Annotated in this window: 23 protein-coding genes; 10 read left to right on the plus strand and 13 right to left on the minus strand. The window is 66.8% G+C overall.

Features of this window, described 5'->3' with window-relative positions; translation table 11 throughout:
- Window positions 1-21: 21 nt before the first annotated feature.
- The gene (locus tag DQ229_RS07990; RefSeq protein WP_114965747.1) at window positions 22-1,392 is read left to right on the plus strand and encodes a glutamate--cysteine ligase; all 1,371 of its coding nucleotides are present in this window, start codon (window positions 22-24) and stop codon (window positions 1,390-1,392) included.
- Here the strand turns inward: DQ229_RS07990 and DQ229_RS07995 are convergent.
- From DQ229_RS07995 to DQ229_RS08020, 6 genes are all read right to left on the minus strand, one after another.
- Complete coding sequence (locus DQ229_RS07995) at window positions 1,386-1,757, minus strand: DUF805 domain-containing protein (RefSeq protein WP_114965748.1); 372 nt, start codon at window positions 1,755-1,757, stop codon at window positions 1,386-1,388. The genes DQ229_RS07990 and DQ229_RS07995 overlap by 7 nt on opposite strands.
- A 106-nt stretch (window positions 1,758-1,863) precedes the next feature.
- Complete coding sequence (gene plsY, locus DQ229_RS08000) at window positions 1,864-2,472, minus strand: glycerol-3-phosphate 1-O-acyltransferase PlsY (RefSeq protein ID WP_114965749.1); 609 nt, start codon at window positions 2,470-2,472, stop codon at window positions 1,864-1,866.
- Window positions 2,459-3,757 carry a dihydroorotase gene (gene pyrC, locus DQ229_RS08005; protein ID WP_114965750.1) on the minus strand — a complete coding sequence of 433 codons (1,299 nt, stop codon included), beginning with the start codon at window positions 3,755-3,757 and terminating at the stop codon, window positions 2,459-2,461. Before pyrC ends, plsY begins: the two co-directional genes overlap by 14 nt.
- Window positions 3,754-4,362 (minus strand): hypothetical protein, encoded by a 609-nt coding sequence (locus DQ229_RS08010; protein ID WP_114965751.1) that lies wholly within the window; start codon window positions 4,360-4,362, stop codon window positions 3,754-3,756. The genes pyrC and DQ229_RS08010 overlap by 4 nt, the downstream gene beginning before the upstream one ends.
- Window positions 4,359-4,805 carry a hypothetical protein gene (locus DQ229_RS08015; protein WP_114965752.1) on the minus strand — a complete coding sequence of 149 codons (447 nt, stop codon included), beginning with the start codon at window positions 4,803-4,805 and terminating at the stop codon, window positions 4,359-4,361. Before DQ229_RS08015 ends, DQ229_RS08010 begins: the two co-directional genes overlap by 4 nt.
- Window positions 4,798-5,751 carry an aspartate carbamoyltransferase catalytic subunit gene (locus tag DQ229_RS08020; RefSeq protein WP_114965753.1) on the minus strand — a complete coding sequence of 318 codons (954 nt, stop codon included), beginning with the start codon at window positions 5,749-5,751 and terminating at the stop codon, window positions 4,798-4,800. Before DQ229_RS08020 ends, DQ229_RS08015 begins: the two co-directional genes overlap by 8 nt.
- Before the next feature lie 97 nt (window positions 5,752-5,848).
- Between DQ229_RS08020 and DQ229_RS08025 the strand changes: the two genes are divergently transcribed.
- From DQ229_RS08025 to DQ229_RS08045, 5 genes are all read left to right on the plus strand, one after another.
- Window positions 5,849-6,676 carry a uracil-DNA glycosylase gene (locus DQ229_RS08025; RefSeq protein ID WP_114965754.1) on the plus strand — a complete coding sequence of 276 codons (828 nt, stop codon included), beginning with the start codon at window positions 5,849-5,851 and terminating at the stop codon, window positions 6,674-6,676.
- Window positions 6,676-7,314 carry a LysE family translocator gene (locus DQ229_RS08030; protein WP_114965755.1) on the plus strand — a complete coding sequence of 213 codons (639 nt, stop codon included), beginning with the start codon at window positions 6,676-6,678 and terminating at the stop codon, window positions 7,312-7,314. Before DQ229_RS08025 ends, DQ229_RS08030 begins: the two co-directional genes overlap by 1 nt.
- Before the next feature lie 4 nt (window positions 7,315-7,318).
- Entirely contained in the window at window positions 7,319-7,861 is a 543-nt protein-coding gene (gene moaB / locus DQ229_RS08035; RefSeq protein ID WP_114965756.1) for a molybdenum cofactor biosynthesis protein B, read from the plus strand.
- A 122-nt stretch (window positions 7,862-7,983) separates the two neighbouring features.
- The gene (locus DQ229_RS08040) at window positions 7,984-9,465 is read left to right on the plus strand and encodes an efflux RND transporter periplasmic adaptor subunit (protein WP_114965757.1); all 1,482 of its coding nucleotides are present in this window, start codon (window positions 7,984-7,986) and stop codon (window positions 9,463-9,465) included.
- A 4-nt stretch (window positions 9,466-9,469) separates the two neighbouring features.
- Window positions 9,470-12,940: an efflux RND transporter permease subunit gene (locus DQ229_RS08045; protein WP_238380998.1), complete on the plus strand. Its 3,471-nt coding sequence runs from the start codon at window positions 9,470-9,472 to the stop codon at window positions 12,938-12,940.
- Window positions 12,941-12,980: 40 nt separating this feature from the next.
- On the opposite strand, the gene DQ229_RS08050 is transcribed toward DQ229_RS08045, so the two are convergent.
- Window positions 12,981-13,778, minus strand: a complete 798-nt coding sequence (locus tag DQ229_RS08050) for a protein-disulfide reductase DsbD domain-containing protein (RefSeq protein WP_238380999.1) — start codon at window positions 13,776-13,778, stop codon at window positions 12,981-12,983.
- 169 nt (window positions 13,779-13,947) lie between these two features.
- On the opposite strand from DQ229_RS08050, the gene DQ229_RS08055 reads away from it, so the two are divergent.
- Window positions 13,948-14,520, plus strand: coding sequence for a YqgE/AlgH family protein (locus DQ229_RS08055; RefSeq protein WP_114965759.1), 573 nt, complete (start codon window positions 13,948-13,950; stop codon window positions 14,518-14,520).
- Here the strand turns inward: DQ229_RS08055 and DQ229_RS08060 are convergent.
- Window positions 14,517-15,494 carry an L-threonylcarbamoyladenylate synthase gene (locus tag DQ229_RS08060; protein WP_114965850.1) on the minus strand — a complete coding sequence of 326 codons (978 nt, stop codon included), beginning with the start codon at window positions 15,492-15,494 and terminating at the stop codon, window positions 14,517-14,519. The genes DQ229_RS08055 and DQ229_RS08060 overlap by 4 nt on opposite strands.
- A gap of 186 nt (window positions 15,495-15,680) precedes the next feature.
- Here DQ229_RS08060 and DQ229_RS08065 point away from each other — a divergent pair, with 186 nt between their 5' ends.
- Window positions 15,681-16,736, plus strand: a complete 1,056-nt coding sequence (locus tag DQ229_RS08065) for an MBL fold metallo-hydrolase (RefSeq protein WP_238381001.1) — start codon at window positions 15,681-15,683, stop codon at window positions 16,734-16,736.
- A gap of 40 nt (window positions 16,737-16,776) precedes the next feature.
- Window positions 16,777-17,550 (plus strand): glycerophosphodiester phosphodiesterase family protein, encoded by a 774-nt coding sequence (locus DQ229_RS08070; RefSeq protein WP_114965760.1) that lies wholly within the window; start codon window positions 16,777-16,779, stop codon window positions 17,548-17,550.
- A gap of 84 nt (window positions 17,551-17,634) precedes the next feature.
- On the opposite strand, the gene rplT is transcribed toward DQ229_RS08070, so the two are convergent.
- The 4 genes from rplT to pyk form a co-directional block, all read right to left on the minus strand.
- The gene (gene rplT, locus DQ229_RS08075) at window positions 17,635-17,997 is read right to left on the minus strand and encodes a 50S ribosomal protein L20 (RefSeq protein WP_114965761.1); all 363 of its coding nucleotides are present in this window, start codon (window positions 17,995-17,997) and stop codon (window positions 17,635-17,637) included.
- Window positions 17,998-18,009: 12 nt separating this feature from the next.
- The gene (gene rpmI / locus DQ229_RS08080) at window positions 18,010-18,210 is read right to left on the minus strand and encodes a 50S ribosomal protein L35 (RefSeq protein WP_114965852.1); all 201 of its coding nucleotides are present in this window, start codon (window positions 18,208-18,210) and stop codon (window positions 18,010-18,012) included.
- A 134-nt stretch (window positions 18,211-18,344) separates the two neighbouring features.
- The gene (locus DQ229_RS08085; RefSeq protein WP_114965762.1) at window positions 18,345-18,569 is read right to left on the minus strand and encodes a hypothetical protein; all 225 of its coding nucleotides are present in this window, start codon (window positions 18,567-18,569) and stop codon (window positions 18,345-18,347) included.
- 40 nt (window positions 18,570-18,609) lie between these two features.
- A complete protein-coding gene (pyk, locus tag DQ229_RS08090) occupies window positions 18,610-20,055 on the minus strand; it encodes a pyruvate kinase (protein WP_114965763.1) in 1,446 nt (481 codons plus the stop codon).
- A gap of 165 nt (window positions 20,056-20,220) precedes the next feature.
- Here pyk and DQ229_RS08095 point away from each other — a divergent pair, with 165 nt between their 5' ends.
- Window positions 20,221-20,535 (plus strand): DUF1244 domain-containing protein, encoded by a 315-nt coding sequence (locus tag DQ229_RS08095; protein ID WP_114965764.1) that lies wholly within the window; start codon window positions 20,221-20,223, stop codon window positions 20,533-20,535.
- Window positions 20,536-20,560: 25 nt separating this feature from the next.
- On the opposite strand, the gene DQ229_RS08100 is transcribed toward DQ229_RS08095, so the two are convergent.
- Window positions 20,561-21,412 carry a D-amino-acid transaminase gene (locus DQ229_RS08100; protein ID WP_114965765.1) on the minus strand — a complete coding sequence of 284 codons (852 nt, stop codon included), beginning with the start codon at window positions 21,410-21,412 and terminating at the stop codon, window positions 20,561-20,563.
- Window positions 21,413-21,462 lie beyond the last annotated feature (50 nt).

Genomic DNA, 21,462 nt, shown 5'->3' on the forward strand with positions numbered 1-21,462 from the left:
CAAAGCAGCCCGGAGTAGCCCATGTCAATTCCCCAGTCCGGCGGCGGCCCCATCGAGCGGCGCGAGCAACTGGCCGAATACCTTGCCGCAGGGTGCAAACCGCGTGAAGACTGGCGCATCGGCACCGAGCACGAAAAATTCGGCTACTGCAAGGACACGCTCAACCCGCTGCCCTATGACGGGCCGCGCTCGATCCGGGCGATGTTGGAAGGGCTGCGCGACCGCTTCGGCTGGACGGCGATCCTGGAACAAGGCCACATCATCGGGCTGGAAAAGGACGGCGCCAACATCAGCCTGGAGCCGGGCGGCCAGCTTGAGTTGTCGGGCGCGCCGCTGGAAAACATCCACCAGACCTGCGACGAGGTGAACGACCACCTGCGCGAGGTCAAGGAAGTGGCCGACACCATCGGCGCGGGCTTTATCGGGCTGGGGGCCGCGCCGGAATGGACGCATGAGCAGATGCCGGTGATGCCCAAGGGCCGCTACCGGCTGATGACCGATTACATGGACCGCGTCGGCACCCACGGAAAGCAGATGATGTATCGCACCTGCACGGTGCAGGTGAACCTCGATTTTTCTTCCGAGGCCGACATGGTGCAGAAACTGCGCGTGGCGCTGGCCTTGCAGCCTGTGGCCACCGCGCTTTTTGCCAATTCGCCTTTTTTCGAGGGCAAGCCGAATGGCCACAAATCCTGGCGCTCGCGCATCTGGCGCGACCTGGATGCCGCGCGCACGGGAATGTTGCCCTTCGTATTCGACGAGGGCTTCGGGTTTGAGGCCTGGGCGGAATATGCGCTCGATGTGCCGATGTATTTCGTCTATCGCGACGGGGTCTATATCGATGCGCTGGGCCAGTCGTTTCGTGATTTCCTCGATGGCCGGCTGCCCGCGCTACCCGGCGAGGTGCCGACGCTTTCGGATTGGGCCGATCACCTGACCACGATTTTCCCCGAGGCGCGGATCAAGAAATACATGGAAATGCGCGGTGCCGATGGTGGCCCGTGGCGGCGGCTCTGCGCGTTGCCCGCGCTATGGGTGGGGCTGATGTATGATCAGGGCGCACTCGACGCCGCCTGGGACATCGCAAAAGGCTGGGATGCCGAAACCCGCGAGGCGCTGCGCGTCGCGGCCAGTGTCGATGGCCTGCAGGCCGAAACGCACGGTGTGAACATGCAGGATCTGGCGCGCGAGGTGCTTGCCGTGGCCGAGGCGGGCCTGAAGGCCCGCGCCCGCCCCGGCGCTGGCGGGATGCTGCCCGACGAGACGCATTTCCTGAACGCGCTGCACGAAACGGTCGAGTCGGGCAAGACCCCGGCAGACGAATTGCTGGAAAAGTATCACGGCGAATGGCAGGGCGATCTGCGCCGGATCTACGCCGAATACAGTTACTGAGCCGGGGTTTCGGCACTGGCCAGCGGGTCGGGGCCGTATTCGTTTGCGCCGCTGGTGCCGGGCTGGACATACCAGAACAGAAGCACCAGCCAGCCAATCACCGGAATGAAGACCAGCAGATACCACCAGCCGCTGCGCCCCAGGTCATGCAGCCGCCGGACCGAGACCGCGATGCCGGGCAGCAGGATCGCAAGGCCGAAGAGCGTGCCGAGGATCGCCATGCCGATCACGCGGTCGAACAGCCCCATGGCGATGTTGCCCAGAATGGCGAACAGCACGAAATACCAGAATTCCGACCGCGCGGCGCGGCCGGTGAAATCGACATATTTGTTGAAGCAGGTGCGAATGGCGGTGGGAAAATCCATGAACTGTCCTCCGGGATGGGCCGACGGCCAAACTGCCGCGCGTCGGCGCCGATTCTGACAGCGCAGTTCCGGCAGGACAACCCTTCACGGCGAAAGAACGCAGCGATCAGCCGCCCTTGCCGATCCGGCCTTCCGTGCCGGCGCGCAGCCGCGCGATGTTGTCGCGGTGGCGCCAGAAGATCAGAAGTGTGAGCACCAGCGCGAGCGCCACCAGCCCGTCCTGCCCCAAGACCAGCGCCCAGATGGCGGAAAGCGCCGCCGAAACCAGCGCGGCGAGCGAGGAATAGCGCGTCACCGCGGCCACCACAGCCCATGTCGCGCAGCAGGCCAGCCCCACCGGAAAGCTGAGCGCCAGCAGGGTGCCCAGGTAGGTGGCCACGCCCTTACCGCCGCGAAAGCCCAGAAACACCGGCCAAAGGTGCCCGACAAAGGCGGCCAGACCGGCCAGTTGTGCCGCATCCACGCCAACCAGCCAGCGCGCCAGCAGCACCGCCGCCGCGCCCTTGCCCGCGTCGAACACCAGCGTCAGCGCCGCGGCCAGCCGGTTGCCGGTGCGCAGCACGTTGGTCGCGCCGATATTGCCCGATCCGATCTGGCGCAGGTCGCCCAGCCCGAAGGCCCGCGCCATGACGATGCCGAACGGCACCGAGCCCAGCAGATATGCGGCCAGGGCAACCAGCCCCAGTAGCAGTGGCGCGGTTTCAGGCGTGGGCATGGTCCTGGCCTTCCCTGTGGTCGAACACCTGCTCGCCGGCGACGAAGGTCGCCAGAACGCGGCCCTGAAGGCGCGCGCCATCGAACGGGGTGTTACGCGATTTCGAGCGCAGCGTGAAACGGTCCAGCACGAAGGGCGCATCCGGGTCGAACAGGACCAGATCGGCGGTCGCGCCCTCGGTCATGCGGCCGCCGGGCAGCCCCAGCCGCTGCGCCGGGTTCAGCGACATGGCCCGAAACAGCTGCGGCAGGCTCAGCGCCCCGGCATGATAAAGCCGCAGTGCCGCCGGCAGGAAGGTTTCCAGCGCGACGGCGCCGGGCGCGGCCTCCTCGAAGGGCAGGCGCTTGGATTCCTCGTCTTGCGGGGTGTGCATCGAGCAGATCACGTCGATCAGCCCGCTGGCCACCGCCTCGACCATGGCGACACGGTCATCTTCGCTGCGCAGCGGCGGCGTGAGCTTGAAGAAGGTGCGGTACTCGCCCAGGTCGAACTCATTGAGCGTCAGGTGATGGATCGAGACCCCGGCCGTTACGTCAAGCCCGTTGGCTTTGGCGCGTTCCAGCGCCGGCAGGGTGCGCGCGCAGGTGACCTGATCGGCGTGATAGCGCGCGCCGGTCATCTCGATCAGGCTCATGTCGCGATCGAATGCCATGCGCTCGGCCATGGGCGACACGCCCGGAAGCCCGCGCAGGCTGGCGAACTTGCCGCTGGTGGCGACCGCCCCGCGCGACAGGCCCGGATCCTGCGGGTGCCCGATCACCAGCGCGCCGAGGCTGCGCGCATAGGTCAGGCAGCGTGCCATGACGCGGGTGTCGGTGACCACATGGTCGGCATCGGTGAAGGCCACGGCGCCGGCATCGAGCATGAAGCCGATCTCGACCATCTCGGCGCCGGCGCGGCCACGGGTCAGCGCGGCCATATGGCGGATATTGACCGGGGTTTCGCCGCGCGCGCGGCGGGTGACGAACTCCAACACTTCGGGGGTGTCGATGGCGGGGTCGGTGTCGGGGCGCGTGACCATGGTGGTGACGCCGCCCGCCGCCGCCGCCAGCCCGGCCGAGCGGAAGCTTTCCTTGTGGCGCGCGCCCGGCTCGCCCACCTGCACGCCGATATCGACGATCCCCGGCGCCAGCACCCGGCCTGCGCATTCGATCACGCGCGCGTCGCGCGGGGGTTTGGCGGCATCGAGCGCGGCGATCCGCCCGGCATCGACGATCACATTGCCGGTGCGAACTTCCTCGGCTTCGGGGTCGACTATGCGGACGTTCTGGAAAAACAGGGTCATGCCGTTCCCCTTTTGACATTCTGCAGCAGGGCGTGAACCTGCTCGGCCTCGGGAAGGCATTCGAACCCGATGACACGGGGGCGCAACGATTGGCCGTAGCTCGATAACCGGCTCTTCAGGTCGCGCGGCGGCCGATGCATCGCAAACCAGACCGAACCGGGGCGCCCCCGCTGATGAATGGCCGGGCTGTCGCCGGTGATCGGCCAGGCAAGCAGCGCGATGCCCATAAACGACGTCTCTATCAGCGCGCGGCGATCGGTCAGCGCATAGGCTGTGCCGCGCCGGCGCAGCATGTCGGCAAGCGAGGGCTGCACCAGGAAGAACAGCCCCAGCGCGCCCAGCGCGGCGGCGGTGCCAGCCATCTCGGCCCGCGCGGGGTCGTCATTGTGCCAGGCGGCCAGCGCCTCGGGCGTCCGGCTGAATGCGACGGCCAGGAACAGCGCGCCCACCAGCATCAGCGGCACATGCCCCCAGCGCAGCAGATAGCCGCCATGGGGCCGACCTTGCCAAAGCAGCTTTTCGCCGGGTTCCAGCACCTCGGACCAATCGTCGCCGCTGCGTGGTGGCAGCGGCTGCGGCGTGGCGGTGTGCAGACGCGGGGTCATCGCGCCACCTTGCGCCGTCTGTCGCGCGCAGCGGTGATCTCGGCCACCAGCGCGTCGCCATCGGCCAGATGCTTGATCAGGTACTTGTCGCCCGCGCGGGTGACGATCTGGACATCGCCGAAGAGTCGCCGCACGGTCTCGATCTCCAGCAGCATCACCGCGCGCTTCCCGTCGGGCAGGATCACCCGCCGATCGGTCAGCCACCAGCGCGAGGCCAGCGCCTCGGACGCCAGGTAAAGCGCGCGCACCGCCACCGCCGCCCCCGCGCCAAACGTGCCGATCAGGATAAAGGCATTGTCCATCAGCCACAGCACCAGCGCCACCAGCGCCATGCCGATCAGCGCCATCCAGAGGTGATCGCGCCAGAAGATGCGCTTGTCGGAACGGATCTCGCGGCGCAGTTTCTCGCCCTTTTCCAGTTCGGGTGCGATATCGTCAGCCATGTGCTGCCTCCGCCCTTTCCCGGCGCAGGTTGGCGGCCAGCAGCTCCATCGCGGCCATGCGCACGGCGACGCCCATTTCCACCTGTTCCTGGATCACGCTGCGGTTGATGTCATCGGCCAGGGTGCCGTCGATCTCGACGCCGCGATTCATCGGGCCGGGGTGCATCACGATGGCGTCGGGCGCGGCATGGGCCAGCTTTTCGGCGTCCAGCCCGTAGCGGTGGTAATACTCGCGCTCCGACGGGATGAAGGCGCCGTCCATGCGTTCGCGCTGAAGGCGCAGCATCATCACCACATCGGCGCCTTCCAGCCCCGCGCGCATGTCGTCGAAGACCTCGCAGCCGAAATCGGCCACACCGGCGGGCATCAGGGTGGGCGGGCCCACCAGTCGCACGCGGTTTTCCATCTTGCCCAGCAGGATCAGGTTCGACCGTGCCACGCGGCTATGCGCAATATCGCCGCAGATCGCCACGGTCAGCCGGTGCAGCCGCCCCTTGGCGCGGCGGATCGTCAGCGCATCCAGCAGCGCCTGGGTGGGGTGCTCGTGCCGCCCGTCGCCGGCGTTGAGCACCGCGCAATTGACCTTTTCGGCCAGCAGGTTCACCGCGCCGGAATTGGGGTGGCGCACCACCAGCAGGTCGGGGCGCATGGCGTTGAGCGTCAGCGCCGTGTCGATCAGCGTCTCGCCCTTCTTGAGCGACGAGGACGCCATCGACATGTTCATCACATCCGCGCCCAGCCGCTTGCCGGCCAGTTCGAAACTGGCCTGGGTGCGGGTCGAAGCCTCGAAGAACATGTTGATCTGGGTCATCCCGCTGAGCACATTCGAGTGCTTGTCGGGGCCGCGGTTCATGGCGACGTATTCATCGGCAAGGTCGAGCAGGGTGACGATTTCATCGGCCGCGAGATGCTCGATTCCCAGCAGATGCCTGGCGCGAAAACTCATGTCTGCCCCTCGGTCGCTTGCGGGCCGGTTATAGGTAGCGCGGTGCGGCCCGACAAGGGCGCTTTACCATGCCCGGCGGCGGACGTAACCTGCGCCCATGTTCGATGACCTCGATCATCACGCGCTGCGGGCGCTTCTGGAATGGCAGGTGGAGCTGGGCGCCACCGAGGCCATCGGTGACGTGCCGGTGAACCGGTACGAGCTGGCCGATAGCCCGCCCCGACAACCCGCCGTCACAGCGCCCGCCGCCCCGAAACAGGATTCGCAGGCGGTTCCGTCTGCGGCCTCCGCGCAGCCGGCCATGCCAGCCCACGAGGTGGACCCGGTGCAGGCCGCGCGTGAGGCCGCCGCTGCAGCAGCCGACCTGGCCGCGCTCGAATCGGCGGTGCAGGCGTTTTCCTTCTGCGACCTCAAGCGCGGCGCGCGCTCGGCCGTCTTTGCCGATGGCAACCCGGCGGCGCGGGTGATGATCGTGGGCGAGGCGCCGGGCCGCGACGAGGATATCGAGGGCCGGCCTTTCGTCGGGCGCGCCGGGCGGCTGCTCGACCGCATGTTCGATGCCATCGACATGGCGCGCGATGCGACGGATGCAGAACGCGCGCTTTACATCACCAATATCTCGCCCTGGCGGCCGCCGCAGAACCGCAACCCGGAACCCGACGAGATCGCGATGCTGATGCCCTTTGTTGCCCGGCACGTCGAACTGGCCGCGCCGGATGTGCTGGTGCTGATGGGCAATGTTGCTTGCCAGGCACTGCTGGGGCGCGGCGGGATTACCCGGCTGCGCGGCACCTGGGCCGAGGTTCTGGGCCGCCCGGCGCTGCCGATGTATCACCCGGCCTATCTGCTGCGCACCCCGGCGGCCAAGCGCGAGGCCTGGGCCGATCTGCTAGCCCTGCGCGCGCATCTCAAGGGGGCAGACTGATGCTGCCGGTCGATCCGCTGATGCTCGCGGCCTTCATTCCGGCGGCGCTGGCGCTGAACCTCACGCCGGGGGCCGACATGATGTTCTGCCTGGGTCAGGGGCTGCGGGGCGGGCCGCGCGTGGCGATGGCGGCCAATGCCGGCATCGCGCTGGGGGTTATGGTCCATGTGCTGATCGCTGCGCTGGGGCTGAGCGCGCTGGTCATCGCCTATCCGGCGCTTTTTGATGTGATCCGCTGGGCGGGCATGGCCTATCTGCTGGCGCTGGCCGGCGCCGCGCTGTGGGGGAGCGGCCAGGCGGGGGCCGGTGGCGCGCCTGGCGCGGCGCTGCCCGCGCTGCGCGCTTTTCGCGACGGGCTGGCGGTGAATCTGACCAACCCCAAGGTTGCGCTGTTCGTGCTGGCCTTCGTGCCGCAATTCGTGGTGGTCGAGCGCGGCGCGGTGCTGGCGCAGTTCCTGATTCTTGGCGCGGTGCTGTCGCTGGGTGGGCTTCTGGTGAACGGCGCGGTCGGGCTTTCGGCCGGCGGGGTCGGGCGGAGCCTGGCGGCATCGCCGGGGTTGCGGCGCCTTGCCGCGTGGCTGACCGCCGGGATTTTCACGACGCTGGCGATCAGACTGGCCCTTATGGAACGGAGTTGAGCCAATGCCGCGGATCGACGAAAGCAAGGAATTCATCCCGGTGCGCTTTGCGCTGCTGACGGTTTCCGACACCCGCGGCCTGGATAAGGACAAGTCGGGCGACACCCTGGCCGCGCGGATCGAGGAAGCCGGGCATGTTCTGTCCGCGCGCACCATCCTGCGCGACGAGCGCACCGAGATCGCCGCGCAGCTGCGCGCCTGGTGCGCCGATCCCGGGATTGACGCGATCATCTCAACCGGGGGCACCGGATTGACCGGGCGCGACGTGACGGTCGAGGCGCATCACGATGTCTATGAAAAGCACATTGACGCTTTCAGCACCCTGTTCACAATGATTTCATTCCAGAAGATAGGCACTTCGGCCGTCCAGTCGCGTGCCTGTGCGGGCGTGGCGCAAGGCACCTATCTGTTTGCACTGCCCGGAAGCCCCGGCGCCTGCCGTGACGCCTGGGATGAAATCCTGCGCTGGCAGTTCGATTATCGCCACATGCCATGCAATTTCGTTGAAATTTTCCCCAGGCTCGAAGAACACAAGCGACGGAAATAGCGCCAGATCACGTAACAAGAGTTTTGGTTTGGGCCGTGGCGTGTTCGGCCTACTATATAATAATTCAGTAGGGCCGGGGCTGCGTGCAGTTCTTCCGGTGACCTGACGCGAGGCGGTAGTTGATGCGGTTTCTCTTTCGCAGCCTTCTGGGGCTGTTCATGTTTGCGACGGCGGCCGGCCTGCTGGCGGCGGCGGGGTATACTGTTCACAGCGCAATCCAGTCGCGGCTGGCCGAGGGCGACCGCCCCAGGGTGGCGCAGGAGCGGGTTTTTGCCGCGCGGGTGCTTCCGGTTGTGTCGGATACCGTCACGCCGGTTCTGGAAACCTTCGGCGAGGTGCGCGCGCTGCGTTCGCTTGAATTGCGCGTGCCGGTGGGGGGGCGGGTGGTCGAGCTGGCGCCGGGTTTTGCCGATGGCGCCGAACTGCGCGAAGGGCAGCTTCTGCTTCGGCTGGATGATGCCGATGCGCGCGCCAGCCGCGATGTTGCGCAATCCGACCTGTCGCGCGCCGAGGCGGAGCTTCGCGATGCGCGTCTTGCCACCGAACTGGCCCGCGAGGATCTGGAAGCCGCCATTGAACAGCAGGCATTGCGGGCGCGCGCGCTGGAACGGCAGCGCGACCTGCTGTCGCGCGGCGTGGGGACCGATGCGGCCGTGGAGACGGCCGAGTTGGCGCTTTCCTCGGCCCGTCAGGCGGTGGTTTCGCGCAGGCAGGCGCTGGCCCAGGCCGAGGCGCGCACCGAACAGGCCGAAACCGCGCTGGTGCGCCAGCGCATCACCCTGGCCGAGGCCGAGCGGCGGCTGGCCGATACCGAGCTTTATGCAGCGTTTTCCGGGGTGCTTTCGGATGTGACGGTTGCCGCAGGCGGGATCGTCACCGCGAACGAGCGGGTCGGCCGGATCATCGACCCCGATGCGCTTGAGGTGGCGTTTCGTGTCTCGACCGCGCAATATCTGCGGCTGATCGATGGTGCGGGGCAGCTTGTCGTGGCGCCGGTCGAGATCGCGCTGGATGTGATGGGCACCGAGATCGTCACCGCCGGCCAGCTTACACGCGTGGGCGCAGCTGTGGGCGAGGGGCAGACCGGGCGGCTGATCTATGCCCGGATCGAGGCGCCGCGCGGCTTTCTGCCCGGCGATTTCGTCACCCTGCGGGTGCAGGAGCCAGCCCTGGAGGCCGTGGCGCTGCTGCCGGCCACGGCTGTGGATGCCGCCGGCACGGTGCTGGTTCTGGGTCCGGAGGAGCGGCTGGAGGAGGCGCCGGTCGAAATGCTGCGGCGGCAGGGCGACATGGTGCTGGTGCGCGCCCCCGCGATCGAGGGGCGCGAGGTGGTGGCCGAACGCACGCCCATGCTGGGCGCGGGCATCCGGGTGCGCCCGATCAGGCCACAGACCGAAGAAAACGGCAGCGCCGGGGCGGAGGCGCCCGCAGTGACGCAGATGATCGAGCTTTCCGCCGAGCGCCGCGCCCAGCTTATCGCCTTCGTCGAAGGCAATTCGCGGATGCCCGAAGAAGCGCGCAACCGCATCCTTGTCCAGCTTTCGGCCGATCGCGTGCCTGCGCAGGTGGTCGAGCAGCTTGAAAACCGTATGCGCGGGGGCTGAGCACATGGCGCAGCCCCTCCCCAGCCGGATGCAGCAGCAGTTCAGCGTGCGTGCGGCAGGTCTGTTTCGCTATTTCACGCGCCACGGCACGGCGGCCAATCTGGTGCTGGTGCTGATGGTGGTGGCCGGTCTGGTGGCCATCCCCAACATGCGGGCACAGTTCTTTCCCGATGTCGTGCGGCAGAGCATCTCGGTTTCGGTCAGTTGGAATGGCGCCGGCGCCGAGGACGTGGACGGCGCTATTGTCGAGGTGCTGGAACCCGCGCTTCTTGCCGTTGACGGGGTTGAAGGCTCGACCGCGCAGTCACGCGAAGGGCGCGCGACCATCTCGCTCGAGTTCGAGTCGGATTACGACATGGCGCAGGCCGCCGATGACGTGCAGGCCGCAATCGATGCCGCCGGAAACCTGCCTGACGATGCCGACGACCCGGTGATCCGGCGTTCGGGCTGGGCCGACCGCGTGACCGATGTGGTCATCACCGGGCCGGTTTCGGTCGATCAGCTTGGGCGTTTCGCGGATGAGTATGTCACGCGGCTTTTCGCCGAAGGCGTGACACGCACGACCATATCCGGCGTGGCCGCGCCCGAAACGGTGGTGCGCGTGACGTCGGCTTCGCTGGTGCGGCACGACATATCCATGGCCGATATCGCAGCGGCCATCGGCGCCGAGACCCGCGCGGACCCGGCAGGTGATGTCAGCGGCGGCACCGCACGGGTGCGCACCGGCGCGCCGCGGCGCTCTGCCGAAGAGATCGCCGCGATCGTTCTGCGCACCGGGCCTGATGGCAGCAGCCTGACAATCGGCGATGTGGCCGAGGTCGAGGTCGCCGGGATCGACCGAAACGATGCCTTTTTCGTCGGTGACAACCCGGCGGTGGCCATCCGGGTGGACCGCTCGGCCCAGGGCGATGCCATCGGCATCCAGCGCATTGCCGAGCGTGTCGCCGAGGACATGAGCCTGACCCTGCCCGCAGGTGTCGGCGTCGAGCTTATCCGCACGCGTGCCGAGGTCATTTCGGGGCGGCTGCAGATCCTGCTGTCGAACGGTGCGCTGGGTCTGGCGCTGGTGGTCGGGCTGCTGTTTCTCTTTCTCAATGCGCGCACGGCCTTCTGGGTGGCGGCGGGCATCCCGGTGGCGATGCTCGCGGCTGTCGCGGCAATGTATGCCATCGGCCTGACCTTCAACATGATGTCGCTGTTTGCGCTGATCATCACATTGGGCCTGGTGGTGGATGACGCCATCGTGGTGGGCGAACATGCCGACTGGCGCGCGCGCGAGTTGGGCGAAGCGCCCGCCGAAGCCGCCGAGCGCGCGGCAACGCGCATGGCGCTGCCGGTCTTTGCGGCTTCCATCACGACGGTGATCGCCTTTCTGGCGCTGGTGGCGATTGGCGGCAGGTTCGGCAGCCTGATTGTCGATATCCCGCTGACGGTGATCGCGGTTCTGCTGGCTTCGCTGGTCGAATGTTTCGTGATCCTGCCGCATCACATGAAGGGGGCGCTGGTTTCGGCAAACCATGAGCGCTGGTATGACTGGCCCTCGCGGCAGGTCAACCGCGGCTTTCGCTGGATGCGCGAAACCGTTTTCCGGCCTTTCATGTGGCTGGTGATCCGCGCGCGTTATCCGGTGCTGGCGGGGGCGATCCTGCTGCTGGCGATGCAGGGGGCGCAGTTTCTGCGCGGCGATGTGCAATGGCGCTTTTTCTCGTCGCCCGAGCAGGGATCGATCACCGCGAATTTCGCCATGCTGCCCGGCGCAACGCGCGCCGACACGATGGAGATGATGCGCGAATTGCAGCGCGCCACCGATGCGGTGGCGGCACGGTTGGAGGCCGAACATGGCCGCAACCCCGTCGATTACGCCCTGGCGCAGATTGGCGGGAATGCGGGCCGCGCCCTGGCCGGGACCGAATCGACCGACCCCGCGCTGCTGGGTTCCATCGCGATCGACCTGATCGATCTCGACCTGCGGCCCTACAGCTCGTTCCAGTTCGTCGCGACCCTGCAGGACGAGGTGATCGGCCACCCGCAGCTTGAGACACTGAGTTTCCGAAGCTGGGGCAGCGGGCCGGGGGGCGATTCGCTTTCGGTGCGATTCCATGGCGCCGATACCGAAACGCTGAAGGCCGCGGCCGAGGCGTTGAAATCCGCGCTGATGCCGGTGCCGGAGGTTTCAGGCCTGGAAGACAGCCTCGCCTATGACAAGGAGGAACTCAGCCTGACGCTGACCCCGCAGGGGCAGGCGCTGGGCTTCACCATCGACGGGCTTGGCCGGGTTCTGCGCCACCGGCTGAACGGGATCGAGGCCGCCAGTTTTCCCGATGGATCGCGCACCGCGCGAATCCGCGTGGAGTTGCCCGAAAACGAACTCACGGCCGATTTCCTGGACCGGACGCTGTTGCGCAGCGCCTCGGGGCAGTATGTGCCGCTGGCCGATATCGTCTCGGTCGAAAGCCGCACGGGCTTTTCCACCATACGGCGCGAGAACGGCCTGCGCGTCGTATCCGTGACCGGCGACATATCCGAAGACGACCCGGCCCGCGCCAGCGAGATCAATCAGGAACTGCGTAACACCATTCTGCCGCGCATCGCCGAGGATTACGGCGTCTCCTGGGAGCTTTCGGGCCTGGCCGAGCAGGAACGGGAATTTCTCAGCGACGCCCTGATGGGCTTCATACTCTGCCTGGTGGGGATCTACCTGACGCTCGCGTGGATATTCTCAAGCTGGACGCGGCCGCTTCTGGTGATGGCTGTGATCCCCTTCGGGCTGATCGGCGCGGTTTACGGACATGCCTCGTGGGGGATGGCGTTTTCGATCTTCTCGGTGGTCGGGCTTGTCGGGATGGCGGGCATAATCATCAACGATTCCATCGTGCTGGTGACGACAGTTGACGAATTCGGGGGCGACCGGGGGCTGTTTCCGGCGATTGTCGATGCCGCCTGCAACAGGCTGCGTCCGGTGCTGCTGACCACGCTGACCACGGTTCTGGGGCTGACCCCGCTGCTTTACGAAGGCTCCAGCCAGGCCGAGTTTCTCAAGCCCACGGTGATCACGCTGGTTTACGGGCTGGGCTTCGGCATGGTTCTGGTGCTGCTGATGGTGCCTGCGATGCTGGCCATGCAGTTCGACCTGTGGCGGCTGGGCCAGGCGTTGCGCCGGGCGTTGGGTGCGCGGCGGGTGGCGCGGGCGCATTCGGTGGTGGTCTGGCTTGCGCTGGGCGGCATGGCCGCGCTGATGGCCGCGACACTGCTGCCCGCGATCTGGCGGGGCGGGATACTCGCGCCGCTTGCCGGGCTGGTCGAAGGGCTGTTTCCGCCGCGCGCGGCGGCGGTGCTGATCGACGGGGTGCCGGGGGCGGTGGCGGTGTTTCTGATGGGGGCGCTGGCGCTGGCGCTGACAGCCTATCTGGTTGGCGGGCTGATGCTTCTGGCGGGCAGCCGTGCGAAGCCGGGCAAGGGCAGCCAGCCGGGCTGAACGTGCGCTTCCTTAATGGGGGGCGCAAGGTGCCCGGGGCTCAGCCTGACGGGCAGCCGCGCATTTCGACCGCGCTATCCTCGCCCAGTATTGTGATGCGCAGGTCCGATCGCTCAAGCGCGAAAGGGGCATCACCGCCGGGGATGATGTCGGCCCGTGCGGTCAGAAGCCCGCCTTCGCGTTCGGTCGCGGTGTCCGAAATCCAGGCGGATTTGTCGGAAAGCTCGAACACGGCGAATTCACGGTCGCTGAGCGGCGGCATTTCCATCCGTGCCGTCAGCCGGATGCCCTGGGGGATCATCTCGACGGTGCATGTCACCTGCCGCAACCCTGCACTGCCCGCCGGTTGCGGCCGGTCGGCGAGGGCGGCGGTGATCGCCGGATCGGGGGCACTGGCCGAAGGCGCCAGTTCCGCCGAAACATCCAGCGAGACCGGCACGCAGATCGTTTCGCACACACCCAGCTCGACCTGGGTCGCAAGCCGCGCCGGCGCGCCGGCATCGCGCAGCGTGAATTCCATCGGCAGGATGAGTTCCCCGACATAGCCGATGCTGTTCGCGCCAAGCTGGTCAAAGACAACCGGGCGCGGCCAGAGCAGCCGAACGGCAGAGATATTCTGCGAGCCGTTCCATTCGAAGCGCGGTGGAATGCCCAACTCGCCCGGTGCGCGCCAATAGGTTTTCCAGCCGTCGGCAAGGCGCAGATGCAGCGCGGCCATATGCGTGCCATCTTCGCTGCGCCACCCTGGAATGACCTCGGCCGAGATTATGTCCGCTGCACGAATGGATTGCGCCTGCGTATCCGCCGGCAGGCAAAGCGCTGCGATTGCCGTCATCATGGCGAAGGCTGGGTGGGAATGTCTGCGAATCATGCGTGAAACATCGGTCAGCGCGGCGGCGAGGGAAAGTCACATTGCGGAGAACGACCGGAATTGAGGGGCGATGTGGTCTTGCGTCCCGGGTCCGATGAAGGGCATGTGAAGGGTGTAGTGGGAACGAGCGGTTGTAATGGGTGCAAGTGATTCACTGGATTTGAGCGGCAAGCTTCTGATTGCCATGCCAGGCATGGAGGATCCGCGTTTCGCGCGCAGCGTGGTGTTTGTCTGTGCCGATTCCAGCGAAGAAACCCTGGGCCTGATCGTGAACAAGCCAGCACCCGGCATCGCCTTTTCCGACCTGCTCGAGCAGCTTTCGATTTCGCATGTCGAAGGCGTCACCGGGCCGGGCGTGTTTATTGGCGGCCCGGTCGAGACGGGGCGCGGGTTCGTGTTGCACTCGTCTGAGTACAGCTCCGGGCCGGCGACATTGCGCGTGAACGATGCGTTCAGCATGACGGCGACGCTCGATATACTGGAAGACATCGCAAAGGGCCGTGGGCCTTTGCGCTCGATGCTGATGCTCGGGTATGCGGGCTGGGGTGGCGGGCAGCTTGCCAACGAGTTGCTCGCCAATGGCTGGCTGACATGCGAGGCCGGCACGGACCTGGTTTTCGGCAGCAACCATGCCACGAAATGGGAGCGCGCGCTGCACAGCCTGGGTGTCGATGCGGTCAAACTGTCGGGCCGCGCGGGGCACGCCTAATCGCGCGGTGCGGCGGCGCGGCGCAGCCGGTCGTTGATGGCGCGGCCCAGGCCCCTGTCGGGCACCGGTGCAACGGCGATGCGCCCTTCGGGGCCTGCCAATGCATCCGCCTGCCGCAGCATGTGGAAAAGATTGGCGGCGGCCTCGACCAGATCGCCCGCGGGCGAAAGGTTGAACGCCGCGCCCCCTGCCTGCCCGCCGAACCCGATCCAGACTTCGCCGGGTGCGGCGGCGATGGCGTCCAGCCGGATCATCGCGCGCGGCGCGTAGTGCGAGGCGAGCTGTCCGGGCGCGTCGGGCTTTGGCTGGCCGCACTCATCTGCGGCGGTGCTGTCTGGTGCCAGCGGAATGCCAAGGCAGGCCTCGATCGCTTCGGCGGGGATACCGCCGGGGCGCAGCAGGGCCGGCGGCCCGTCGGCGGTGCGCAGGATCGTGCTTTCCAGACCCACCTCGCATTCGCCCCCGTCGATCACCGCATCGATCCGCCCCGACAACCCGTCAAGCACATGGCTGGCCCGCGTCGGGCTGATCCGGCCCGAGGGGTTGGCCGAGGGCGCGGCAAGCGGCCCACCAAAAGCCGTCAGCAACGCCTGCGCCACCGGGTGCCCCGGCACCCGCAGCGCCACGCTGTCCAGCCCGGCCGTGACCAGCGGTGAAAGCCCGCTACCCTTGCGCAGCGGCACCACCAGCGTCAGCGGCCCCGGCCAGAAGGCCTGCGCCAGCCGCGTGGCGTGATCGTCGAACTGGCCATAGGCGCGCGCCGTCTCGATATCGGGCAGGTGTACGATGAGCGGGTTGAACCGGGGCCGGCCCTTGGCCTCGAAGATACGGGCCACGGCGCGATCGTTGCGCGCGTCGGCGCCCAGCCCGTAAACGGTTTCAGTGGGAAAGGCGACAAGCCCGCCCCCGGCCAGAAGCTCCGCCGCCCGGCGCAGTCCGGCGGGATCATTGGCAAGCCGCTCTGTCTGAAGCATGGTCATCGAACTGGCCCGCGGGGTTGGCAACGCTGTGGCATTGCATCGGCAGCCACCATGACTGCCTCTTACGCGCGCCACGGGGCAAAGCCAAGCAGCGGATCGACCGGCGCCTTTACATCCCTCGGGGGATGCCCGAAACACTGGCGCGGCATCAATCGCGGCAGGCAAAGGTAGGGCGCAGGAGTGAGCGATACGCAATTCGAGCCGATCCGGCACCTGTTTGCCGAGGCGCCCGCCCCCGGTGAGGTGCGCGAGGTTGCCGATGGTGTGCTCTGGGCGCGGCTGCCCCTGCCGATGCGGTTGGATCATGTGAATGTCTATGCGCTGGCCGATACGGATGGCTGGAGCATCGTGGACACCGGTTTCGATACTGCCGAGACCCGTGAAGCCTGGGCCAGGCTGCTTTCCGGGCCGTTGCGCGGGCGCCCTGTCGCGCGGGTGGTCGTGACCCATCATCATCCCGATCACATCGGGCTGGCGGGCTGGTTTCAGCGTGAGCATGGCGCCGAACTCTGGACCACCCGCACCGCCTGGATCTATGCGCGGATGCTGATGCTGGACAGTCAGGAGCGCCCCACGGCCGAGCAGATGGCTTTCTGGCGCGGGGCGGGTGAGCCCCCCGCCATGCTGGCCGAGCGGGCGCGCACCCGGCCCTTCAACTTTGCCGACAGGGCCGCATCGCTGCCGCTGGGGTATCGCCGTATCCGGGCGGGCGACCGGCTGCGCCTGGCCGGGCGGGAATGGGAGGTTCACACGGGCGAGGGCCACGCCCCCGAGCACGCCACGTTCTGGAGCCGCGATTGCCCGCTGGTGCTGGGCGGCGATCAACTCCTGCCGCGGATAACGCCGGTTCTGGGGGTTCACCCGACCGAGCCGGAGGCAGACCCGGTGGGCGACTGGCTGGCTTCCTGCGTCCGTCTGGCGGGGCTGGCGCGCGAGGATCACCGTGTCCTGCCCGGCCACAAGCTGCCCTACACCGGGCTGCCGCGCCGGCTGCAACAGTTGATCGAACATCACCACGACGCCCTGGCCCGCCTGGAGACGCACCTGTCAGATGACCGTACCGCGATCGAGTGTTTCGCCCCGCTCTTTCGCCGCGAGATCGGCCCGGAACTGCATGGCTTTGCCCTGGGCGAGACGCTGGCGCATCTGAACCACCTGCGCGCCACTGGCCGGGCATATCGCCACCGCCGCGCCGATGGTGCCTGGCTCTGGCGGGCGACGGCGCGCCGCGCGTGACACATCGACAGCCCGGCCCGTTTCGGGCCATGCTTGGCGCATGACAGGACACGCCCCCCGCTTTGCCTTTCTCGACGCGCCGCTGCCTTTGGCCTTTGCCCATCGCGGCGGCGGGCTGGAAGGGCCCGAGAACAGCCTCGAGGCCTTTTCCCACGCGGTTTCGCTGGGCTATCGCTATCTTGAGACCGATGTTCAGGCCAGCCGCGACGAGGTGGCGGTGCTGCATCACGATGCCACGCTCAAGCGGCTGTTTGGCCGTGATACGGCGGTAGCGCAGCTTGACTGGCCCGAGCTTTCGCAACTGCGCTGCGCCGAGGGCACGCGCCTTGTCCGGCTGGATGCCCTGCTTGAGGCGTTTCCCGAGGCGCGGCTAAACCTCGATCTGAAATCGGATGCGGCGGTGCCTGCGGTTGCATCCGTGGTCCGGCGGCAGAATGCCCTTGAACGCGTCTGCGCGGGGTCATTCGATCCGCGGCGCACACGGTGCCTGCGGCAGCGCCTGGGGCCTGATCTGTGCTGGTCGCCGGGGCATCTGGGCGTGGCGCTGGTCTGTCTGGCCGGGTGGGGGGTGCCCCTGCCGGCGCCACGTTGCGGGGCCTTACAGGTGCCGACCCATTTTCACGGGGTCAGGGTGGTCACGCCACGGCTGATCGCAGCAGCCCATGCCCGTGGTCTGCAGGTGCATGTCTGGACGGTTGACGACACCGCTGAAATGGCGCGGCTGCTCGATATCGGGGTCGATGGGCTGATGACCGACCGGCCAAGCGTGCTCAAAGCCCTACTTCAAGAGCGCGGCCAGTGGACGGGCGTTTGAGAACTGCACGGCGGGTAAGACGCGAAAGACCGCGCCGGTGATCGCCGGCGCGGCCTTTGCTGAACTGATGTTACCTGAACGCTGTCAGGAAATCGCGGCCTTCGCCTTGGCCACGATCTGCCCGAAGGCTTCGGGCTCGTGCACGGCCAGATCGGCGAGAACCTTGCGGTCCACTTCGATGCCCGACTGTGCCAGGCCGAAAATGAAGCGCGAATAGGTCAGGCCGGGGTCGATCTCGCGAACGGCGGCATTGATGCGCTGGATCCACAGGGCGCGGAAACTGCGCTTGCGGTTCTTGCGGTCGCGCGTGGCGTATTGGTTTGCCTTGTCGACGGCCTGTGTGGCAGTGCGGAAGTTGCGCGACCGGGCGCCATAATAGCCTTTGGCGGCCTTGACGATCTTGCGGTGGCGGGCGTGGGTAACTTTACCGGATGTGACGCGGGACATGTTTCAGCCTCCTCAGCGGTCGTAGGGCATGTATTTCTTGACGATCTTGGCGTCCGCGTCGGACAGCGCAGCTGTCCCGCGGGCCGAGCGAATGAACTTGTTCGTCCGCTTGATCATCCCGTGCCGCTTGCCGGCCTGAGCAGCGAGCACCTTGCCCGTTGCCGTCACCTTGAAGCGCTTCTTGGCGCTTGCCTTTGTCTTCATCTTGGGCATTTCCGTCTCCTTCGTCGGGTGCGAGCGGTAGTCTGCGCGACTCGGCATGCCACTCGGGCCGGCCACGCAGGATCGAGCGCGCCGTATAGGACGGCCCGTGTCCGAGTGCAAGCATCAACTGGAAAAGCGGGCGGCTATCGGCGCAGGGTCGCGATGACCCGCAGGAAGGCTTCGGGAATATCGGCCATGGCGTAGCCGCCGGGCCGGCCCGTCACCGCGAGAACGATCAGGATGCCGCCGGCCATGAACAGGATCATCGCCAGACGCGGCGCGCGGCTTTCGCTGAAAGCGCTCAGCAACGAGGGAAACCCGAGCAGAGCCAGCAGGATCCCGGCGACCAGAAAGAAATCCGTCTGCATGGGCGACACCCCGCGCGGGGCGATCTGCCCCCATGCAGCATTATTCAGGATCGGTGCGGAAAATCAATCTTTCGTCACAGGGCGCCACCCGCAGGATATTGGTGGAGCCGGGCACGTTGAACGGAACGCCGGCGGTGATCAGGATCATGTCGGCGGTGGTGGCGAAACCGTAGTCGCGCGCGACGCGGGCGGCATTGACCACCGCATCCTTGAAGCGCAGCACCGGCCCGGTGGCGACATTGTGTGTCCCCCAGGTCAGGCAGAGCCTGCGCGACACATTGGCCTCGGATGTCATGGCGATGATCGGCACATGGGGGCGTTCGCGCGCGACCAGGCTGGCGGTTGTGCCGGATTCGGTGAAGCAGCAGATCACCTTGATGTCCGAGGTCTCGGCGATCTCGCGCGCGGCGGCGACGATGCTGTCGGCAATGGAGTGGTGTTCGATCCGGCGCGAGGCGCTGATCGTGTCGCGATAGGTCGGGTCACTCTCGACCTCGATGGCGACGTTGTTCATGGTGGTGACGGCCTCGACCGGATACTGCCCCGCCGCGGATTCCGCCGAGAGCATCACCGCATCGGCACCCTCATAGATCGCGGTGGCCACATCCGAAACCTCGGCGCGGGTGGGCACCGGGCTTTCGATCATCGATTCCAGCATCTGCGTGGCTACGATCACCGGCTTGGCGGCGGCCCGGGTGCGGCGCACCAGACGCTTCTGGATCGGTGGCAGGTTCTGCACCGGCATCTCTACCCCCAGATCGCCGCGCGCCACCATCACCCCGTCCGACACGGCGAGGATCTCGTCAAAGGCCTTCACGGCGGCGGGCTTTTCGATCTTGGAAAGCACTGCGGCGCGGCCGCGCACCAGGGTTCGGGCCTCTTCCACATCGGCGGCGCGCTGCACGAAGGACAGCGCCAGCCAGTCCACGCCCAGATCGCAGACGAACTCAAGGTCAGCCCGGTCCTTCTCGGACAGGGCGGCCAGCGGCAGCACCACATCGGGCACGTTTACCCCCTTGCGGTTCGAGATGGTGCCGCCAACGGTCACCGTGCAATCGGCGAAATCCGGGCCGCAATCCTGCACCTTGAGCCGGATCTTGCCGTCATTTACCAGCAGGTCCGAGCCCGGCTCGATCACTGCGAAAATCTCGGGATGCGGCAGGTTCACCCGCGTGGCATCGCCTTCGGCCGTGTCCAGATCAAACCGGAAGGCCTGGCCCTCTTCCATCTCCTCCTCGCCACGGGCAAATGTGCCCACGCGCAGCTTGGGGCCCTGAAGGTCGGCCAGGATCGCGATAGGGCGGCCCACATCGACCTCGATCTGCCGGATGATCTTGTGCCGCTCGGCGATCTCCGCGTGGCTGCCGTGGCTCATGTTGAGGCGGAACACATCCGCCCCGGCCTCGAACAGCGCGCGGATGGTCTTGTAGTCATTGGAAGCCGGGCCAAGCGTGGCCACGATCTTTACATTGCGCAGGCGTCTCATCTGGCTGGAACTTCCTTCGTATCGGCACTGATCATGCCGGGTTGCCCTGTGTATGGCTGAATTGCCGGTGGCGAACAACTGTGGCGGCATGAATTCTTGATGAAGATGCAGCCTTGACGCCCGCCCCCGCCCCGCACAGGTTCATCTCAAAGGGAGATCACGATCATGGATGACCAGACCAGAACCGAACTCGAAGCCGCCGCCTTCCGCCGCCTGCGCGATCATCTGCGCGAACGCACCGATGTGCAGAACATCGACATGATGAACCTCGCAGGCTTCTGCCGCAACTGCCTGAGCCGCTGGTATCAGGAGGCAGCCGCCGAGCGGGGCCTGGGCCTCGGCAAGGAGGCCGCGCGCGAGATCGTCTACGGCATGCCCTATGACGAATGGCGCGCGCGCTACCAGACCGAGGCGGGCGCCGACAAGCAGAAGGCCTTTGAAAAGGCCTTTGCCGAGAACGTGGGCAAGACCGAGCCTTGACCGGCCCGTCGCAAGGTCGGCGTGCTCAGACCGCCGCCTTGCGGGATTCGTCGATGTAGATTTCGCGCAGGCGCTTCGCCACCGGGCCAGGGCCGCCCAGCCCGACGGTTGTGCCGTCGATCTTCACCACCGGCGTGACGAAGCTTGAGGCCGAGGTGATGAAGGCCTCGTCGGCGGCTTGCGCCTCCTCGATGGTAAAGGGGCGCTCCACGACCTCCATCTGCGCCTCGCGCGCATAGCGCAGCACGGCGGCACGAGTGATGCCATGCAGGATGTCATGCGACAGGTCGCGGGTGACGATCCTGCCGCCCTTCACGATATATGCGTTGTTCGAGGTGCCCTCGGTCACGAACCCGTCCTCGACCAGCCAGGCGTCATCCGCGCCCGCCCTCACCGCTGCCATCTTGGCCATCGACGGATAAAGCAGCTGCACTGTCTTGATGTCGCGACGCCGCCAGCGCTGATCGGGCACCGAGATGACGGAAATGCCCCGTTTGGCGGCCGGGCTTTCGGTGACATTCTTGGCCTGGGTGAACAGGACAACCGTTTGCTCCAGCCCTTCGGGCCAGGTGAAATCGCGATCCGTCGCGCCGCGCGTCACCTGCAGGTAGATCAGCCCGTTCTCCAGATCGTTGCGATGCATGAGCTCGCGGTGAATGGCCAGCCACTCGTCCCGGCTGTGCGGTGCGTCCATGTCCAACTCACCCAACGACCGCACCAGCCGCGCGGCATGGCCGTCGAAATCGACCAGCTTACCGTCGATCACTGTTGTGACCTCGTAAACGCCGTCGGCCATCAGAAAGCCGCGATCGAAGACCGAAACCTTTGCCTGATCCTCGGGCAGGAACTCTCCGTTCACATAGACGATGCGGCTCATGCTGTGTTTCTCCAAATCCGGGTTTCGGCTTCCTTTAGGCGATTGCAGGG

Source organism: Alkalilacustris brevis, assembly GCF_003350345.1.
Taxonomy (GTDB): Bacteria; Pseudomonadota; Alphaproteobacteria; order Rhodobacterales; family Rhodobacteraceae; genus Alkalilacustris; species Alkalilacustris brevis.

Bases quoted from the DNA above. Each gene is read 5' to 3' on its own strand.
- DQ229_RS07990 (WP_114965747.1), top strand. From the start codon at position 22: ATGTCAATTCCCCAGTCCGGCGGCGGCCCCATCGAGCGGCGCGAGCAA.
- DQ229_RS07995 (WP_114965748.1), bottom strand. From the start codon at position 1,757: ATGGATTTTCCCACCGCCATTCGCACCTGCTTCAACAAATATGTCGAT.
- plsY (WP_114965749.1), bottom strand. From the start codon at position 2,472: ATGCCCACGCCTGAAACCGCGCCACTGCTACTGGGGCTGGTTGCCCTG.
- pyrC (WP_114965750.1), bottom strand. From the start codon at position 3,757: ATGACCCTGTTTTTCCAGAACGTCCGCATAGTCGACCCCGAAGCCGAG.
- DQ229_RS08010 (WP_114965751.1), bottom strand. From the start codon at position 4,362: ATGACCCCGCGTCTGCACACCGCCACGCCGCAGCCGCTGCCACCACGC.
- DQ229_RS08015 (WP_114965752.1), bottom strand. From the start codon at position 4,805: ATGGCTGACGATATCGCACCCGAACTGGAAAAGGGCGAGAAACTGCGC.
- DQ229_RS08020 (WP_114965753.1), bottom strand. From the start codon at position 5,751: ATGAGTTTTCGCGCCAGGCATCTGCTGGGAATCGAGCATCTCGCGGCC.
- DQ229_RS08025 (WP_114965754.1), top strand. From the start codon at position 5,849: ATGTTCGATGACCTCGATCATCACGCGCTGCGGGCGCTTCTGGAATGG.
- DQ229_RS08030 (WP_114965755.1), top strand. From the start codon at position 6,676: ATGCTGCCGGTCGATCCGCTGATGCTCGCGGCCTTCATTCCGGCGGCG.
- moaB (WP_114965756.1), top strand. From the start codon at position 7,319: ATGCCGCGGATCGACGAAAGCAAGGAATTCATCCCGGTGCGCTTTGCG.
- DQ229_RS08040 (WP_114965757.1), top strand. From the start codon at position 7,984: ATGCGGTTTCTCTTTCGCAGCCTTCTGGGGCTGTTCATGTTTGCGACG.
- DQ229_RS08045 (WP_238380998.1), top strand. From the start codon at position 9,470: ATGGCGCAGCCCCTCCCCAGCCGGATGCAGCAGCAGTTCAGCGTGCGT.
- DQ229_RS08050 (WP_238380999.1), bottom strand. From the start codon at position 13,778: ATGATGACGGCAATCGCAGCGCTTTGCCTGCCGGCGGATACGCAGGCG.
- DQ229_RS08055 (WP_114965759.1), top strand. From the start codon at position 13,948: ATGGGTGCAAGTGATTCACTGGATTTGAGCGGCAAGCTTCTGATTGCC.
- DQ229_RS08060 (WP_114965850.1), bottom strand. From the start codon at position 15,494: ATGCTTCAGACAGAGCGGCTTGCCAATGATCCCGCCGGACTGCGCCGG.
- DQ229_RS08070 (WP_114965760.1), top strand. From the start codon at position 16,777: ATGACAGGACACGCCCCCCGCTTTGCCTTTCTCGACGCGCCGCTGCCT.
- rplT (WP_114965761.1), bottom strand. From the start codon at position 17,997: ATGTCCCGCGTCACATCCGGTAAAGTTACCCACGCCCGCCACCGCAAG.
- rpmI (WP_114965852.1), bottom strand. From the start codon at position 18,210: ATGCCCAAGATGAAGACAAAGGCAAGCGCCAAGAAGCGCTTCAAGGTG.
- DQ229_RS08085 (WP_114965762.1), bottom strand. From the start codon at position 18,569: ATGCAGACGGATTTCTTTCTGGTCGCCGGGATCCTGCTGGCTCTGCTC.
- pyk (WP_114965763.1), bottom strand. From the start codon at position 20,055: ATGAGACGCCTGCGCAATGTAAAGATCGTGGCCACGCTTGGCCCGGCT.
- DQ229_RS08095 (WP_114965764.1), top strand. From the start codon at position 20,221: ATGGATGACCAGACCAGAACCGAACTCGAAGCCGCCGCCTTCCGCCGC.
- DQ229_RS08100 (WP_114965765.1), bottom strand. From the start codon at position 21,412: ATGAGCCGCATCGTCTATGTGAACGGAGAGTTCCTGCCCGAGGATCAG.